This is a genomic window from Pseudomonas sp. IT-232MI5, assembly GCF_949767845.1.
Taxonomy (GTDB): Bacteria; Pseudomonadota; Gammaproteobacteria; order Pseudomonadales; family Pseudomonadaceae; genus Aquipseudomonas.
Map to the genome: position 1 here is coordinate 1 of NZ_CATKQE010000012.1, position 14,675 is coordinate 14,675.

Annotated in this window: 16 protein-coding genes and 1 tRNA gene; 14 read left to right on the plus strand and 3 right to left on the minus strand. The window is 57.5% G+C overall.

Going from position 1 to position 14,675, the window contains the following annotated elements; genetic code table 11:
• The 8 genes from ACM6JQ_RS12110 to ACM6JQ_RS12145 form a co-directional block, all read left to right on the plus strand.
• The coding region (locus ACM6JQ_RS12110) for a carboxyltransferase domain-containing protein (protein ID WP_414893882.1) at positions 1-1,307 on the plus strand (1,307 nt) is incomplete at its 5' end.
• Positions 1,308-1,331: 24 nt separating this feature from the next.
• Complete coding sequence (gene atzF, locus ACM6JQ_RS12115) at positions 1,332-3,104, plus strand: allophanate hydrolase (protein WP_414893883.1); 1,773 nt, start codon at positions 1,332-1,334, stop codon at positions 3,102-3,104.
• A 384-nt stretch (positions 3,105-3,488) separates the two neighbouring features.
• The gene (locus tag ACM6JQ_RS12120) at positions 3,489-4,976 is read left to right on the plus strand and encodes a diguanylate cyclase (RefSeq protein WP_414893884.1); all 1,488 of its coding nucleotides are present in this window, start codon (positions 3,489-3,491) and stop codon (positions 4,974-4,976) included.
• A complete protein-coding gene (locus ACM6JQ_RS12125; RefSeq protein WP_007911468.1) occupies positions 4,969-5,199 on the plus strand; it encodes a cysteine-rich CWC family protein in 231 nt (76 codons plus the stop codon). The genes ACM6JQ_RS12120 and ACM6JQ_RS12125 overlap by 8 nt, the downstream gene beginning before the upstream one ends.
• A 33-nt stretch (positions 5,200-5,232) precedes the next feature.
• Entirely contained in the window at positions 5,233-5,925 is a 693-nt protein-coding gene (locus tag ACM6JQ_RS12130; RefSeq protein ID WP_414893886.1) for a pseudouridine synthase, read from the plus strand.
• A 316-nt stretch (positions 5,926-6,241) separates the two neighbouring features.
• On the plus strand, positions 6,242-7,126 hold the full coding sequence (locus ACM6JQ_RS12135) for an alpha/beta fold hydrolase (protein WP_007911470.1): 885 nt from the start codon (positions 6,242-6,244) through the stop codon (positions 7,124-7,126).
• Between the two features lie 157 nt (positions 7,127-7,283).
• Positions 7,284-7,357, plus strand: a tRNA-Gly gene (locus tag ACM6JQ_RS12140).
• A 255-nt stretch (positions 7,358-7,612) separates the two neighbouring features.
• A complete protein-coding gene (locus tag ACM6JQ_RS12145; protein ID WP_007911471.1) occupies positions 7,613-7,858 on the plus strand; it encodes a hypothetical protein in 246 nt (81 codons plus the stop codon).
• Here ACM6JQ_RS12145 and ACM6JQ_RS12150 read toward each other — a convergent pair.
• Positions 7,814-8,332: a BRCT domain-containing protein gene (locus ACM6JQ_RS12150; RefSeq protein ID WP_042704881.1), complete on the minus strand. Its 519-nt coding sequence runs from the start codon at positions 8,330-8,332 to the stop codon at positions 7,814-7,816. The two genes, ACM6JQ_RS12145 and ACM6JQ_RS12150, sit on opposite strands and share 45 nt — an antisense overlap.
• 366 nt (positions 8,333-8,698) lie before the next feature.
• Here ACM6JQ_RS12150 and ACM6JQ_RS12155 point away from each other — a divergent pair, with 366 nt between their 5' ends.
• From ACM6JQ_RS12155 to ACM6JQ_RS12170, 4 genes are all read left to right on the plus strand, one after another.
• Positions 8,699-8,878 (plus strand): type II toxin-antitoxin system HicA family toxin, encoded by a 180-nt coding sequence (locus ACM6JQ_RS12155; RefSeq protein WP_007911472.1) that lies wholly within the window; start codon positions 8,699-8,701, stop codon positions 8,876-8,878.
• 36 nt (positions 8,879-8,914) lie between these two features.
• Positions 8,915-9,322 (plus strand): type II toxin-antitoxin system HicB family antitoxin, encoded by a 408-nt coding sequence (locus ACM6JQ_RS12160; protein ID WP_007911473.1) that lies wholly within the window; start codon positions 8,915-8,917, stop codon positions 9,320-9,322.
• Between the two features lie 143 nt (positions 9,323-9,465).
• Positions 9,466-9,783, plus strand: a complete 318-nt coding sequence (locus tag ACM6JQ_RS12165) for a helix-turn-helix domain-containing protein (protein WP_007911474.1) — start codon at positions 9,466-9,468, stop codon at positions 9,781-9,783.
• Positions 9,776-11,053, plus strand: a complete 1,278-nt coding sequence (locus tag ACM6JQ_RS12170) for a type II toxin-antitoxin system HipA family toxin (protein WP_007911475.1) — start codon at positions 9,776-9,778, stop codon at positions 11,051-11,053. Before ACM6JQ_RS12165 ends, ACM6JQ_RS12170 begins: the two co-directional genes overlap by 8 nt.
• A gap of 58 nt (positions 11,054-11,111) precedes the next feature.
• Here the strand turns inward: ACM6JQ_RS12170 and ACM6JQ_RS12175 are convergent, their stop codons facing one another.
• A complete protein-coding gene (locus tag ACM6JQ_RS12175) occupies positions 11,112-11,474 on the minus strand; it encodes a DUF6124 family protein (protein WP_414893887.1) in 363 nt (120 codons plus the stop codon).
• Positions 11,475-12,046: 572 nt separating this feature from the next.
• On the opposite strand from ACM6JQ_RS12175, the gene ACM6JQ_RS12180 reads away from it, so the two are divergent.
• The gene (locus tag ACM6JQ_RS12180) at positions 12,047-12,775 is read left to right on the plus strand and encodes a class I SAM-dependent methyltransferase (RefSeq protein ID WP_095113805.1); all 729 of its coding nucleotides are present in this window, start codon (positions 12,047-12,049) and stop codon (positions 12,773-12,775) included.
• Between the two features lie 160 nt (positions 12,776-12,935).
• Here ACM6JQ_RS12180 and tam read toward each other — a convergent pair whose 3' ends face one another.
• A complete protein-coding gene (gene tam, locus ACM6JQ_RS12185) occupies positions 12,936-13,706 on the minus strand; it encodes a trans-aconitate 2-methyltransferase (protein ID WP_095113806.1) in 771 nt (256 codons plus the stop codon).
• Between the two features lie 378 nt (positions 13,707-14,084).
• Here tam and ACM6JQ_RS12190 point away from each other — a divergent pair, with 378 nt between their 5' ends.
• Positions 14,085-14,588 (plus strand): inclusion body family protein, encoded by a 504-nt coding sequence (locus tag ACM6JQ_RS12190; protein ID WP_007911481.1) that lies wholly within the window; start codon positions 14,085-14,087, stop codon positions 14,586-14,588.
• Positions 14,589-14,675 lie beyond the last annotated feature (87 nt).

Below are 14,675 nucleotides of genomic sequence, written 5' to 3' on the forward strand. Positions count from 1 at the left end.
CCATAACAGACACCGCATCACCTACATCGCGAGCAGGCTCACTCCTACAGGGGCTTGTGTCGCCTGTGGTGTTGAGGTTGGGTCAGGGGGATAGGCGACTTGTCGGGCGGGTTTCTGGCGACACTCATTTACTGCTGGAAATCGGCGAGCCTGAACTCAATCTCGTCCTGCGCTTCCGCGCCCACGCCCTCATGCAAGCGCTGGAACACAAATCCCTGCACGGCGTGATCGACCTCACCCCCGGCATTCGCTCGCTGCAAATCCACTACCAGCCCGAGCAACTGCAGCTGGTCGATCTGCTCGGCATCGTCGCCGGTGAATGGGACGCGGTGTGCGCCGCCAACGACCTGCAAGTGCCGTCGCGCATCATCCATTTGCCGCTGTCGTGGGACGACCCGGCCTGCCAGTTGGCCATCGAAAAATACATGACTACTGTGCGCAAGGACGCGCCGTGGTGCCCGAGCAATCTGGAGTTCATCCGCCGCATCAACGACCTGCCCAACCTCGACGAAGTGCAGCGCACGGTGTTCGAGGCGAGCTATCTGGTGATGGGGCTTGGCGACGTTTACCTCGGCGCGCCAGTGGCCACACCACTCGATCCGCGTCATCGTCTGGTCACAACCAAATACAACCCGGCACGCACCTGGACCGCCGAGAATTCGGTGGGCATCGGCGGTGCCTATATGTGCGTGTACGGCATGGAAGGTCCCGGCGGTTATCAGTTTGTCGGGCGCACCTTGCAGATGTGGAACCGCTACCGCGAAGTCACCGCGTTCGACGGCAAACCGTGGCTGCTGCGCTTCTTCGATCAGATTCGTTTCTACCCGGTCAGCGCCGAAGAACTGCTGCGCATTCGCCGCGATTTTCCGCTGGGGCGTTTCGAGCTGAACATCGAACACAGCCAGCTCAACCTCGCCGAGTATCAGGCGTTTCTCAGCCGTGAAGCCGAGAGCATCAACGCGTTTCGTGCTCAGCAACAAGGCGCATTCAACGCCGAGCGCGAACGCTGGATCGCCAGCGGTCAGGCGCATTTCGACAGCGAAGAAGCCGTGGCGGAGTCCAGCGAAGACGCTCCACTGGCCAACGGTGAGCACAGCGTCGACAGCCACATTGCCGGCAATCTCTGGCAGGTGCAGGTCGAGGCCGGCAGCCGTGTCGCGGCGGGTGACGTGCTGGTGATTCTCGAGTCGATGAAGATGGAAATCCCGGTACTCGCGCCGATGGCCGGGGTGGTGCGCGAGATCCGCGTGCAGCCCGGTTCGGCGGTGCGTGCCGGACAACGGGTCGTGGTGCTGGAACTCGACTGAAGCCAATTGGATAAGGATCAACTCATGAATCTGCAACTCGATGTTCTGCGCCAGGCCTATCGCAATGGCGACACAACACCACGTCAACTGCTGGCGAAACTGCGCGAGAAAGCTGCCGCGCTGAACCCGGATTATCACCTGTTCATTCATCTGCTCAGCGTCGTTGAACTGGAGCCCTACCTTGCCGCCCTCGACGGCCGCGACCTCGACAGTCTGCCGCTGTATGGCGTGCCGTTTGCGATCAAGGACAACATTGATCTGGCGGGTATTGCCACCACCGCCGCGTGCCCGGACTTTGCTTATGTGCCGGAGCGCTCGGCGACCATCGTCGAGCAGTTGATCGCCTTGGGGGCGATTCCGCTGGGCAAGACCAACCTCGATCAATTCGCCACGGGGCTCAACGGCAGTCGCTCGCCGTATGGCGCGTGCCCGAACAGCGTGTTGCCGGAGTATCCGTCCGGTGGCTCCAGCGCCGGTTCGTCGCTGGCGGTGGCGTTGGGCGTGGCGAGTTTTGCCTTGGGCACTGACACCGCAGGCTCCGGTCGAGTGCCGGCGGCGCTGAACAATCTGGTTGGATTGAAGGCGAGCAAAGGCCTGATTTCCACGGCCGGTGTGCTGCCCGCATGCCGCACGCTGGATTGCGTGACCACGTTTACCGCGACGGCGCGTGAAGCCAGTCAGTTGCTCGCGTTGACGGCAAAACTTGATCCGCGCGACGAATACAGCCGCCGCAATCCATCGTGGAATGACGGCTCGGCGTTTGGTGCGCCACGCGCATTTCGATTCGGTGTGCCGCGCGCGCAGGATCTCGAGTTTTTCGGCTGCGTCGAAGGCCCGCTGCTGTTCGGCGATGCCATCGACCGGCTCAAGACCTTGGGTGGCGAAGCGGTTGAACTGGACCTGTCGCCATTCCTTGAAGCCGCGCGCCTGCTTTACGAAGGGCCGTGGGTCGCCGAACGCTATAGCGTGGCAGGCGAGTTGATGGAGCAGAATCCCGAAGCGGTTTTGCCGGTGATTCGTGCCGTGCTGGCCAAGGCGCCGGCGGTGAGCGGCGTACAGACCTTCCGTGCGCAATATCGGCTGCAAGCCTTGAAAGCGCTGTGCGATCAGGCACTCGAAGATCTCGACTGCGTACTCACACCGACTATCGGCCGCCCGGTGACACTGGCCGAACTGCACGCCGAACCGGTTTTGCGTAACTCCGAACTGGGTTACTACACCAACTTCATGAACCTGCTCGACTACGCCGCCGTCGCCGTGCCGAGCGGGTTTATGGCCAATGGATTGCCGTGGGGCGTGACGCTGTTTGGCCGGGCGTTCACCGATCAATATCTGCTGAGCGTGGCCGATGCGCTGCAGCGTCAGCAGGACTCGGCATTGCCCACGCCCGCAAACGTTGCGCGCCATGATCGCGCACGCATCGTGGTGTGTGGCGCGCATTTGCAAGGGTTGGCGTTGAACTGGCAACTGACGCAGCGTGGCGGGAGATTGCTGGAGACGACGTTGAGTTCGCCGGACTATCAACTGCACGCGTTGGCCGGCGGCCCACCGCTGCGTCCGGGCATGGTGCGGGTCAAGGCTGGCGGTGTGGCGATTGCGGTGGAGGTGTGGGAATTGCCGAGCAGTGAGTTGGGCTCGTTCCTCAGCGGGATTCCGGCACCGCTTGGGTTGGGCAAGGTGCAACTGGCGGATGGACGTTGGGAGAGCGGGTTTATTTGTGAGCCGTATGGTCTGGAAGGGGCGCTGGACATCAGCCATTTGGGGGGATGGCGGGCGTATCTTGAAACTCGGAGTTGATCCAGAAACCAGCCCTCACCCTAGCCCTCTCCCGGAGGGAGAGGGGACTGACCGAGGTGTCTGTGAGGGGATTGCCATTCAGTGATAATCCGTCGAACTCAGGTTTTGAAATCACCACAATTCAGCCCTCACCCCTGAGGGAGAGAGAACTGACCGGGGTGTCTTTAAGATAGTTGCCATTCGGTGATACCGAGCCGAACACAATTTTTGAAATCACCACAATCTAGCGCCCTCTCCCTCCGGGAGAGGGCTGGGGTGAGGGAGCGATCCTCCAGACACACCCTCAACGTCATATCCCCCGCCATTTCAGGCATAAATCCCGCAGTCTTTTCCCGGCCATCCCACTAGAATGCATGCCATCGGGCCACTGCTAACGGATCTGCCATGCCGCTTCGTTCTCCCCTGTACTCGCAACGCTCACTGGTCCTGACGCTGATCGCCCTGCTCGGCGCCGGGTTCCTTGCCACGTCGTTACTCAGCTACTACGCCTCCCGCGAGTCGATCCGCGACAACATCGTCAACACCGAACTGCCGCTGACATCCGACACGGTCTACTCGGAAATCCAGAAAGACCTCGTCAGGCCGATCCTGATTTCCTCGATGATGTCCCGCGACACCTTCATGCGCGACTGGGTGGTCAACGGCGAGCAAAATCCCGAGCAGATGACCCGCTACCTCGACGAAGTCATGACCCATTACGGCGCCTACACGGCTTTCTTCGTCTCCAACAGCACCCTCACCTACTACCACGCCAAAGGCGTGCTCAAGCAGGTCAAGGTCGATGAGCCGCGCGACGCCTGGTACTTCCGCGTGCGCGACATGAAGGACCCGTACGAGATCAACGTCGACCCGGATTTGGCTAACAAGGACAACCTGACGTTCTTCATCAACTACAAGGTTTACGACTATCACAATCGCTTCATCGGCGCGGCCGGGGTCGGTCTGACCGTGGACGCGGTGATCAAGTTGATCGACAAGTATCAACAGCGCTATCAACGCAGCGTGTACTTCGTCGACACCTTCGGCCGACTGGTGTTGACCGGCGCCGAGGGCGGGCCTGAAGGCGCGCACATCGGTCAGAGCCTGAGTGAACTGGAGAGCATGAAAAGTCTGGTGAGCCAGTTGCCGAAACCGCACAGCGGCAGCTACGAATATTCCGCTCATGGGCAAGGGCATTTCCTCAACGTACGGTTTATTCCGGAGCTGAACTGGTACCTGTTCGTTGATAAACGCGAAGACGGCGCGCTGAGTGAGATTCGCCAGTCGCTTTACCTGAATCTGCTGATCTGCCTGCTGGTGACGCTGATCGTTCTGGCGCTGCTCAACCGCGTGATCAAACGTTATCAAAGCAAAATCCAGGCGCAGGCCATTCTCGACAGTCTCACCGAACTGCCCAACCGTCGTGGCTTCGACATTCTCGCCGCCCAGGCTCTGCACGAAGCCCAACGCGAAACCAAACCGCTGACGGCGTTGCTGCTCGACCTCGATCATTTCAAGGTGTTGAACGACACCTACGGGCACATGGCCGGCGATCAGGTATTGATCGGTTTTGCCCGCGACCTGCAAAGTTGCCTGCGCCACGCCGACATTGTCTGCCGCTGGGGCGGTGAGGAATTTATCGTTTTACTGAAGGACACCGACGGCGACACCGGTCAGAAAATTGCCGAAAAGATTCGCCAACACGTCGAACAACACGAATATGCCTACGATGGCCACCGCCTCAATCTGACGGTAAGCATCGGCGTCACCACCCTGCAACGCGATGACACCTTGCACAGCCTGCTGTCGCGGGCCGATCATGCGATGTACCGGGCCAAACAAACCGGCCGCAATCGCACCTGCGTGGAAATGCCTCACTCGACTTATGCCTGATTCTGACGTTAAACCCGACCATTGCCCGGCCTGCGGCGCCCGCAACGACTGCAGCCTCGCCGACCCGCGCAGCGCCGACCGCGAATGCTGGTGCTATGGTGTGAGCATCGACCCGGCCGTGCTTGAAGCGCTGCCGCCAGAACTGCGCAACCAATCCTGCCTGTGCCCGCGTTGCGCGCAAGTCGAGGCGCAACTGCAAGCGGCCAAGCGGCCGATCCCGTAAGATGCGCGCCCCTTCATTTACTGAAACCTGAACATGCGCGTCGACCGTTTCCTCAGCAACCTGCCCCGCTACAACCGTCAGCAGGTTCGCCTGTTGCTGGTGGAAAAGCGCGTGCGGATTGACGGAAAAGTCGTCAGCGATCCGCACAGCGAAGTGCTGGAATTCAGCCGTGTCGAAGTCGATGACGAAGTGCTACAAGTCGGCAAAGCAGCGCGCTACTTCATGCTGCACAAGCCACCGGGGTGCGTCAGCGCCACCCGCGATCCGCAACATCCGACCGTGCTCGACCTGTTCGATGAGCCGGACAAGGACGATCTGCACATCGCCGGACGCCTGGACTTCAACACCACCGGCCTGATGCTGATCACCAACGACGGCGCATGGTCGCGACGCCTGACCCAGCCGCAGACCAAACTGCCAAAGGTCTACTACGTCGAGACCGAGCAGGAGATTGGCGCGCAATATGCGATCACCTTTGCCGAGGGCATCTACTTCGCCTTCGAAGACCTGACGACGCAACCGGCGCAGCTGGAGCTGCTTGGCCCACGGTCGGCGCGGCTGAGCATCGTCGAAGGTCGCTACCATCAGGTGAAGCGCATGTTTGGTTTCTTCAACAACAAAGTCCTGCGCCTGCACCGCGAATCCATGGGGCTTCTGCACCTCGATAACGCGCTAAAACCGGGCGAGTACCGTGCTTTGCGCACCGAAGAGATCCATTTGTTCTAAGCCGGCGACCGCTCAGCAGAAGTTGTCGAACAATTTACCAACGGCACTTGCGCGATCCCGACTCCCCTGCTTGAATCAGGACGTCGGCCAGATTGTGACCGATGAGTCACAACATGCTTCCAAGAAACTTTTTGCCGGTAGAGAGCCTTCAAGGCTCCGCCTCAGCCGGCAAACTGCCCGCCAATAACAACACCCGTCGACCGCAGTCATGGATCGACATGGGCCAAGCAAATTCCAGGCGTATGCCTACCTGTCACAAAGCTCGTGCAATCTCTATTTGCGCGCATACCCGCTTGCTTGCCAGGAGTCTTATGACATGAGGCCAGAAATCGCTGTGCTGGATATACAGGGTCAGTATCGGGTTTACACGGAGTTCTATCGCGCAGACGCCGCAGAAAAGACCATCATCCTGGTCAACGGCTCGATGGCCACGACTGCGTCGTTTGCACAGACTGTGAAAAACCTGCACCCGCAATTCAACGTGGTCTGCTACGACCAGCCCTACGCGGGCCGGTCAAAAGCCCACAACCGCCACGAGAAACATCTGACCAAGGACGTCGAAGGGCAGATTCTGCTCGAGCTGATCGACCACTTCGCCGCCGAACACGTGCTGTCGTTCTCCTGGGGCGGCGCCGCGACCCTGGTCGCTCTCGCCCACCAGCCACGGCGCATTGAACGGGCGGTGATCAGCTCGTTCTCGCCAGTGATCAACGCGCACATGCTCGATTACCTCGAGCGCGGCGTCGACTACCTCGGCCAGCGCGACGGCGACCGCGTCGGCCATCTGGTCAACAGCACCATCGGCAAACACCTGCCGTCACTGTTCAAGCGCTTCAACTATCGCCACGTCAGCAGCCTCGCCGAGCACGAATACGGGCAGATGCACTTCCACATCAGCGACGTGTTGCACAGCGATCGGCAGTGCTATCTGAACGCAGCGAAAAAGATCAACGTGCCGGTGCTGTTTCTAAACGGCGAATGGGACGAATACACCGCAGCCGAAGACGCACGCCTGTTCGGCAACCACGTGGCGCAGAGCACGTTTACCACGCTACAAGCCACCGGGCACTTCCTCGACATGGAACACAAGGCCGCGTGCCGCGACAGCCAGAACGCCCTGCTCGGCTTTCTGAAACCGGCACAGCAGACCAGCCGAACGCGTTACTCGTTTGTTCAGGATCAACATGCATTGGCTATTTGAAGGGTGTCGTTGCGAGCGAGGCTGTGGAGTTGAGATTTTGCTTTTCTCACCGCAGTGCTCGCCCGCGATTGACCGTTTTCAGTGATTCAAAGCGTTCATGAGTAAAAGAAAAACTTCAAATCCGTGGCCGAGTCTGGTACAAAGTCAGCCGCTCTGAGCGGGTATAGTTTAATGGTAGAACAGTAGCTTCCCAAGCTTCCGACGAGGGTTCGATTCCCTCTACCCGCTCCACTCAATTTTTGTCTCACGTTGTGTGTTTTTGACGGGGGATGCAGCGATAGAAAAAACCGGCCTATAGGGCCGGTTTTTTTGTGGCTGGGATTTGAGGTTGGCCAAATGGGGCAGTTCGGAACCTTTCAGAAACACTCCGCTAGTTGAAGATGCGCTCTCCCCCTGTACGCTTTTGTTCTCTCTAACGACAATCCTTGAGAAGCGTGCGAGGCACGAAATGGTGCCCATGCTCGGGATCTATGAAGGGGCAATTCCATGACAATCGAATTCGAAGGGGAGTACGCAAGCCCATTCGCAGACTTCATCCGTAATGCGAAATCCCATGAAAAAAAGCGTGTTTACCGTGAAGTGCTGACCGCAGCTACCAAGAAGCAGAATGAGGTGATGCTGGCTGCATGTAACAAGCATTCGGCGGTTGGTGCAGTTTCAATGCGCAGGCTGAGCGAAGTGATGACTTCAGGGGATTTCTCCCGTTGTGATCAGATTCAAGAATTGCTCTGAGTTGATGATGAAAGCTCCAGCCTCAAGTGCCTTGGAAACTTTGGTTGGCCCCGCATTTTCACCATAACAAAGAAACGTCAGCGTCTTGCCTGCCGTACTCATGACCTTCAACCCATATTCCACTGCCTTTTGCTCAAGCTCAGCCCGTTGTGCAGCTGCGAACCCAGTGAAAAGAATTTGATTGATCCTACCCGGTGACATTTTCGGATCAGGCGTTTGCGAAGCGGCTTCTGAAGCAACGAGCGCCGGTGGCTTTCGATCGTGCTGAAGCCTCGGAGAAGGAGGAGCGGCCTCCTTTAAGAGCAGCTCAGCCCCAAGCAATACTTCGATGATGCGATCCTTGCGATAGGTTTTAGGAAAGGTATCGCTGGCCGATCGTCCTTGAATGTAAACCGAATTCTCTGACCATTGAATCAACTCCCGCTGACTTAAATCGCCCTTTGCATCTCTATAGCTGAATTTTAGAGTCGACATCCGTTTCACTCCCTTCTGACGATCACATGGGCAAATTCCATGCATAACTACGCTGGCTATATCGAGAGGTGATTTCCTTTCAACAGGCTCGTTGAGGGTCCATGACCTTCGCCCATTAGAGTTCAACGTTAGCAGCCCGAGCAGTGACGTCAGAAAAAGATGTGTTCCATTATTTTGCAGCGGAAGATCGCCACATGAACATAAGCAAAACCCGGTAACACACCCACCTCACCATCGCTTCTGCCTTATCTAGACTGCGCTAAGCGACCCCGCCCGTCAGAGGACCACTACCGACCGGTGGTTATAGTGTTGATCATATTAGTTCAATGGGTATAGTACCCACCAAGCACACCACAGGGAGGTGTTGTGAATAGCCGTTTTTTAATCGGCCAACTCGTCGCAGACGGTTGGTATCTGGTAAGGATCAAAGGAAGTCACCATCACTTCAAGCACCCGAGCAAACCAGGACTGGTCACCGTGCCACATCCAAAAAAGGATCTGCTGAAGAAAACGGCCATCAGTATTTTGCAGCAGGCGCTGCTTTGACTCTCTGAGTCAGTTGCGCTATGGAGGACAACGAATATGCTCTACCCGATTGCGATTTCAATTGGCGATGACCATCACGCCTGGGGTGTAGAAGTCCCGGACATTCCTGGATGCTTTTCCGCCGGAGAGGATCTGGACGATGCCGTCGCCATGGCTCGCGAAGCCATCGAAGGTCATTTCGAGATTCTGGCGGACGACGACGCCCCCATTCCAGCGGCCAGCAAACTGAGCCTGCACGTGGCCAACCCGAAATACGCCGGTTGTGCATGGGCCGTGGTGGATATCGATGTGCTCAAGTATTTGGGCAAAGCCCAAAAGCTCAACATCACCCTGCCGGGCCATTTGCTCAATCGCATTGATGAGTATGTGTTGCATCACCCGGAAGAGAAAAGCCGCTCGGGCTTTCTGGCGTCGGCGGCTCTGAAAGTTTTGCAGCAGGGTTGAACCTTGGCGCGTCAACCCGTGCTGGCCTATCCTACCCATTAAACCTAATTACATTTTCTTGTGAGTTAAAGGATATTTTCAGGTTTAATCCACAGTATATTGCGTACTGAGAATCAAAACTGAACGCCTACGGTACACACGACATGCTGGATTTAAGCCTCACCACCGCAAGCGAGATCGTCAAACGGATTTGCCACCGCCTGCGCACAGAACGATTGGCTTTGGAGATGACACAGGCAGACGTGGCCGCTCGCGCGGGCATTGCGACGAATACGGTGTCAAACCTTGAAGCCGGTCGTAATGTGAGTTTCGACAACATGGTGCGAGTGGCAATGGTTCTCGGGCGCGAAAAGGAACTCGAAGGGTTGTTTCTGCCAAGGCTCGAAACTCTAGACGATATCATTCGCTACGAAAAAACGGCCAAGCGTCATCGCATCAAAAGGAAAGCCGACAATGCTTGAACAAGTGGACGTCTACTACGAGGGCTGGGGTGAACGTTGGCGGTGGGGCACACTTGCTTCGACGAAAGCCCTGACCGGTCGCCCGCAGGTCATGTTTGAGTACAGCGATGAGGCAAAAAACAGAGGGCTGGAACTCTCCTCCTTGAGGCTTCCATTACAGGGAGCCAGGTTAAACCGGGATTTCCCGTCACATCAGTTGGGACTGCCTGGGCCGGTTTATGACTCGCTGCCAGATGGCTGGGGCATGTTGCTGATGGACCGATTGTTCAAACGTCGAGGCCTCAACCCCGCGCGCATAGGCCCCTTGGAGCGGCTAGCCTACATTGGCAACAATGCCATGGGGGCCATGTCGTTTGAACCTGTTGCACCCGAGGCGCTGGAACCGCAAATGCATGTTCCCATCGAGTTGCTCGCGTCCGAAGTGCAGGAAGTACTCAAAGGTAAAGGTGGAGAGCTTCTCCAGAAGCTGCTACTGGTCGGAGGTTCTCCACAAGGCGCCCGACCAAAAGCGCTGGTGTATCGCGATCCGCACACTGACGCCTTTACTACGGCTGCCACTCCCGGTTTCGAAGCCTGGTTGGTGAAGTTTCCGGCTCAGCAAGAACATCCCGAGGTGTGCGCCATCGAAATGGTCTATGCCGAATGTTTACGCTTGTGCGGTATCCAAACCCCTGACACTCGTTATTTCAGCCTGTCTGAAGGAATGGCCGCTTTTGCCACCAAACGCTTTGACCGACAAAACGACTTGCGGGTGCCCATGCAGAGTCTTGCAGCCTTTACCGGTGCGGACTTCAGATCCCCAGGGGCGCTGGACTACGTCAACTTCTTGCGTGCGACTCATAAGTGCAGCAATGACGTACGAGAGAAAGCCGTAGCGTTTGAGCGGGTCGTCTTCAATGTCGCATTCAATAACCGAGACGACCATCCGAAGAACTTTGCTTACATCATGTCGCCTGGCGGAGACTGGAAATTAGCGCCGGCCTATGACGTCACTTTCTGCGAGGGGCCGGGAGGCTATCACCAGATGGACGTGATGGGTGAAGCCTTGGAAATTGGAAGAGAACACCTGCTCAACCTTGCAGTGGAGGCTGAAGTAAACGCCGCTACGGCCGCCGACATCATTGACCGATTTTGCGAGGTGGCTAGCCGATTCACAGCCATGGCTGAAAGTTTGTATCCGGGTGTGATCACCCAGGAAACCTTGCGCACCATTCAACAACGCATCGACCAAAACATCGGGCTACTTGCCGGAAGTCGTGCTGCCAGGTAGCCGTCTCGAGAAACCGGCACTCATTGGCCGGTTTCTTTGGCTTCTTGAAGCGAAAGGGTTAACCCGCCGGCACAACCTTATCCAGCGCCTGATTCACCGCCAATTCCCCCAACATGACGACCTGCGCGATGCCGAGTGCAGTCTTGCGGTGCGAGGTGTCGAGCAGCGCGGCGAAGTTGTTGAGCATGGTGGTGGCCGAGCCGAATGTTTCGCTGGCGTTGGCCAGCAGGGATTCGGTGTCATAGGCAGGGTTGGCGAGGTACATCGGTTCGGGTTCGCGGGAGGAACCCATGATCTGCGCGGTCGGGCTGAGGTAGTGGTCGAGCGCGCGTTCGGCGGCTTCGTGGAATTTCTTGGAATTGGGTGATTCGTAGGGGGATGCCGGATCGGTTTCCGGCGGATTGGGCGTAACTTTGAACATTGGATTGAGACCTTTTAGTAAGGCCGCAACCGATCTCGCTACTAAACGGATGGGTGGCAGCTGTGCGCAAGTTAGTAGACCGGACCCCAATCCAAATCCGGCGCACCCGAGGGCGCCATGCGCACAGCCACCATCAGGTGCAGGCATTCGCCTGACTGAGTGGTACTCATGCAGCTATTTAGATTGAGGATACCGGGCTACTAAACCCGATCACTGGAAATCAGTGACGCGAACCAAGTTACCGACCGCCCTCCAAGCGCACAAGCCGGCGGATTCTGGCGTAGCGGTAGGCAACGGCGCAAGGATTTGTAGGCTTCAGGACGTAACACCGCACGCCTCTAAACACTTCAGTCGGAACATGTTTATGAAGCGATAACAAATAGCGATTTCCCCGACATTACAGATCCACAACACTCCACCGGTTTTCACCTCCCGCCCAACCGACTAGCATTTCCTCATCAACCACCACCCTCCCCCTGCGCGGCCATCGACGAATACGCGCCATCACTTTCGAGGGATTCCAATCGCGGCCACATTGCCGCTGACGACCGAACTCAAAAGAGCACTTCACCATGACCCAAAACATTTACGACGATCCCGAATTCTTCCAGGGTTACAGCCAGATGAACCGTTCCATCGGCGGCCTCGACGCGGCGCCGGAGTGGCCAGCGCTCAAGGCGCTGTTGCCCTCCATGCATGGCCTGAACGTGGTGGATCTGGGCTGCGGTTATGGCTGGTTCAGTCGCTGGGCCATTGAGAATGGCGCGGCCAGTGTCTTGGGGCTGGATGTCTCGGAAAAGATGCTGGAGCGGGCGCGGGAGACCACCACGACGGCGAATATTCGCTATGAGCGCGGCGACCTGGAACAGCTCGACCTGCCCGCCTGCAGTTTCGATCTGGCTTACAGTTCGCTAGCGCTGCATTACATCAAGGATCTGCCGGGGTTGTTTGCGCACCTGTACGCGGCGCTGAAACCGGGTTCGCATTTTGTGTTTTCCATTGAGCATCCGATCTTTATGGCGCCACGTAATCCGGGTTGGTTGATTGACGCTGAAGGCAACAAGCGTTGGCCGCTGGACAGCTATCAGTTGGAGGGTGAGCGGGTGACGAACTGGCTGGCTGAGGGCGTGATCAAGCAGCATCGTACGGTTGGGACGTTGCTCAATTCGCTGATCGATGCAGGATTCACGATTCGACATGTCAATGAATGGGGGCCGAGCGATGCTGAAGTCGCGGCGCAACCGGCTCTGGCAGAAGAGCGAGAGCGGCCGATGATGATGTTGGTGGCGGTGCAGCGCTGAGCCCTCACCCTAACCCTCTCCCAGAGGGAGAGGGGACTGACCGCAGCGCCAGTACGAGCTACGCCGACGTGCGAAATCGAGTCGAACTCAGGTTATGCAAGCAACACCAATCGGCTCCCTCTCCCTCGGGAGAGGGCTGGGGTGAGGGGTCCAATTTATTTCAGCGAGTCGCGACGATAAACAACCGTGGAAATGGCAACAACACCGAGCCATCCGCCAATGCCGGATAAGCCTTCTCAACCTCCGCCAGATATTGCTCCAGGTACTGCGCCTTTTCCGCCTCGCTCAACCGACTCAAAAACGGAATCAACCCGCTGCCCTTGAACCACTCCACCACCCCCGCCGCCCCGCCGGACAGCTGATGGTGATAGGTCGTACGCCACACATCGACCCGCGCGCAGTGTGGTCGCAGCATCGAGAAATAATCACTGGCGCTGGCCATGTCGGTACGTTGCCCCGCAGCGCCGGAAAGCTTGCTCGCCCACGGACCATTAGCAGCGACTTCACGCATCAAGCGGTGTGAGGATTCATTGAGATTGTCCGGCATCTGGATCGCCAGGCTGCCACCGGCCGACAACTTGCTGGCCAACGCCGGCAACAACGTCGCGTGATCCGGCACCCACTGCAACACGGCATTGGCGAAGATCACATCGAACGGCCCGGCATCAGCCCACTGATCAATCTCGGCCACCTCGAACTGCAAATCCGGCAAGCGCTTGCGAGCCGCGTCGATCATGTCTGCCGAGCTGTCCAGGCCGCTGACCTTCGCCCCGGGAAAACGCTGCACCAGCAACTCCGTCGAGTTGCCGGGACCGCAACCGATATCGACTACAGTTCGCGCTTCAGGCGTAGGAATCGCGGCGAGCAGATCGCGGGCCGGGCGGGTGCGTTCATCTTCGAAAGCGACGTATTGTTTGGCGGACCAACTCATTGCGTTCTCCTGTCGGGACATACCAGCGGTTCGTCACGATACAGGCCGCACAGCAAACAGTTCCAGAGCGACTGAATTGCAAAGGGTGTCGGACCAACCCATCGGCTTATCGCCAATGGGTTGGTTCTAATAAATCAGGTGACCGTCCGTCGAGCCAGACAAAAGCGATTTTGACAGCTAAAAAATCATACCTATAGTCAAGGAGCGGCAATCGGAAGGAACCCGAATCAGTCGATTTCGTGCAAGGAGCACGGCCTGTTCATTTCTCGTGATCAGTGGGTTCCCCCCCAGTAGTGTGCTCGCAAAAGCCATACGGCAAGCAAGCGTCGTCGTGCCTGGATTGCAGTCCGACGTTCACTATGAAAAAGGAGCATCACCATGTCTCGAGTGACGGATATTCTGGTTTCCATCGACACCGAAACCATTCTGAAAAAGTATCCAAACATCAGCAAGGATCCGAAGAACCCAACGCTGATTGATTGGAAACATGTGTACATGGTCACCAATCAGGACAACGTCGTCAGTGGTCAGGCCGGTGGCGAACTGGATCTCAAGGCTCAGGTCGGCGATCTGATCCGCTGGCGTGAAACCAGCCTGTCGCAGAGCTTCGAACAGGCGGTAATTTTCTACAAATTCGTCCCCAACGCCGGAGAGAATCTGATCTCGCCGCCCTCGCCGCGCAAGGCCACAGCGTGCGTTGCTGTGCCCAACACGAGCAATCCATCCGTACCAAGCTGCCAGAAAGTCGACAACCACTATTGGTCATCCGAAACCCTCGACTGTGGTCGCGTGACCTATCACTTCCACTTCCTGATCGTCGATCGCAACTGCCAGATCATCGGCTGCTGTTCGTGGGATCCGTTCATCTCCATTCATAACTGATGATGTGTCGAGCCCTTTGGTGACAAGGGGCTCAACCGATCCGCTGCCGCTGCGGCCGGAACAGGAAGTGTTGCCTTGACCGAAGCG

Bases quoted from the DNA above. Each gene is read 5' to 3' on its own strand.
- ACM6JQ_RS12170 (WP_007911475.1), top strand. From the start codon at position 9,776: ATGCTTGAACAAGTGGACGTCTACTACGAGGGCTGGGGTGAACGTTGG.
- ACM6JQ_RS12125 (WP_007911468.1), top strand. From the start codon at position 4,969: ATGCCTGATTCTGACGTTAAACCCGACCATTGCCCGGCCTGCGGCGCC.
- ACM6JQ_RS12190 (WP_007911481.1), top strand. From the start codon at position 14,085: ATGTCTCGAGTGACGGATATTCTGGTTTCCATCGACACCGAAACCATT.
- ACM6JQ_RS12120 (WP_414893884.1), top strand. From the start codon at position 3,489: ATGCCGCTTCGTTCTCCCCTGTACTCGCAACGCTCACTGGTCCTGACG.
- ACM6JQ_RS12130 (WP_414893886.1), top strand. From the start codon at position 5,233: ATGCGCGTCGACCGTTTCCTCAGCAACCTGCCCCGCTACAACCGTCAG.
- ACM6JQ_RS12175 (WP_414893887.1), bottom strand. From the start codon at position 11,474: ATGTTCAAAGTTACGCCCAATCCGCCGGAAACCGATCCGGCATCCCCC.
- ACM6JQ_RS12180 (WP_095113805.1), top strand. From the start codon at position 12,047: ATGACCCAAAACATTTACGACGATCCCGAATTCTTCCAGGGTTACAGC.
- atzF (WP_414893883.1), top strand. From the start codon at position 1,332: ATGAATCTGCAACTCGATGTTCTGCGCCAGGCCTATCGCAATGGCGAC.
- ACM6JQ_RS12150 (WP_042704881.1), bottom strand. From the start codon at position 8,332: ATGTCGACTCTAAAATTCAGCTATAGAGATGCAAAGGGCGATTTAAGT.
- ACM6JQ_RS12135 (WP_007911470.1), top strand. From the start codon at position 6,242: ATGAGGCCAGAAATCGCTGTGCTGGATATACAGGGTCAGTATCGGGTT.
- tam (WP_095113806.1), bottom strand. From the start codon at position 13,706: ATGAGTTGGTCCGCCAAACAATACGTCGCTTTCGAAGATGAACGCACC.
- ACM6JQ_RS12160 (WP_007911473.1), top strand. From the start codon at position 8,915: ATGCTCTACCCGATTGCGATTTCAATTGGCGATGACCATCACGCCTGG.
- ACM6JQ_RS12165 (WP_007911474.1), top strand. From the start codon at position 9,466: ATGCTGGATTTAAGCCTCACCACCGCAAGCGAGATCGTCAAACGGATT.
- ACM6JQ_RS12145 (WP_007911471.1), top strand. From the start codon at position 7,613: ATGACAATCGAATTCGAAGGGGAGTACGCAAGCCCATTCGCAGACTTC.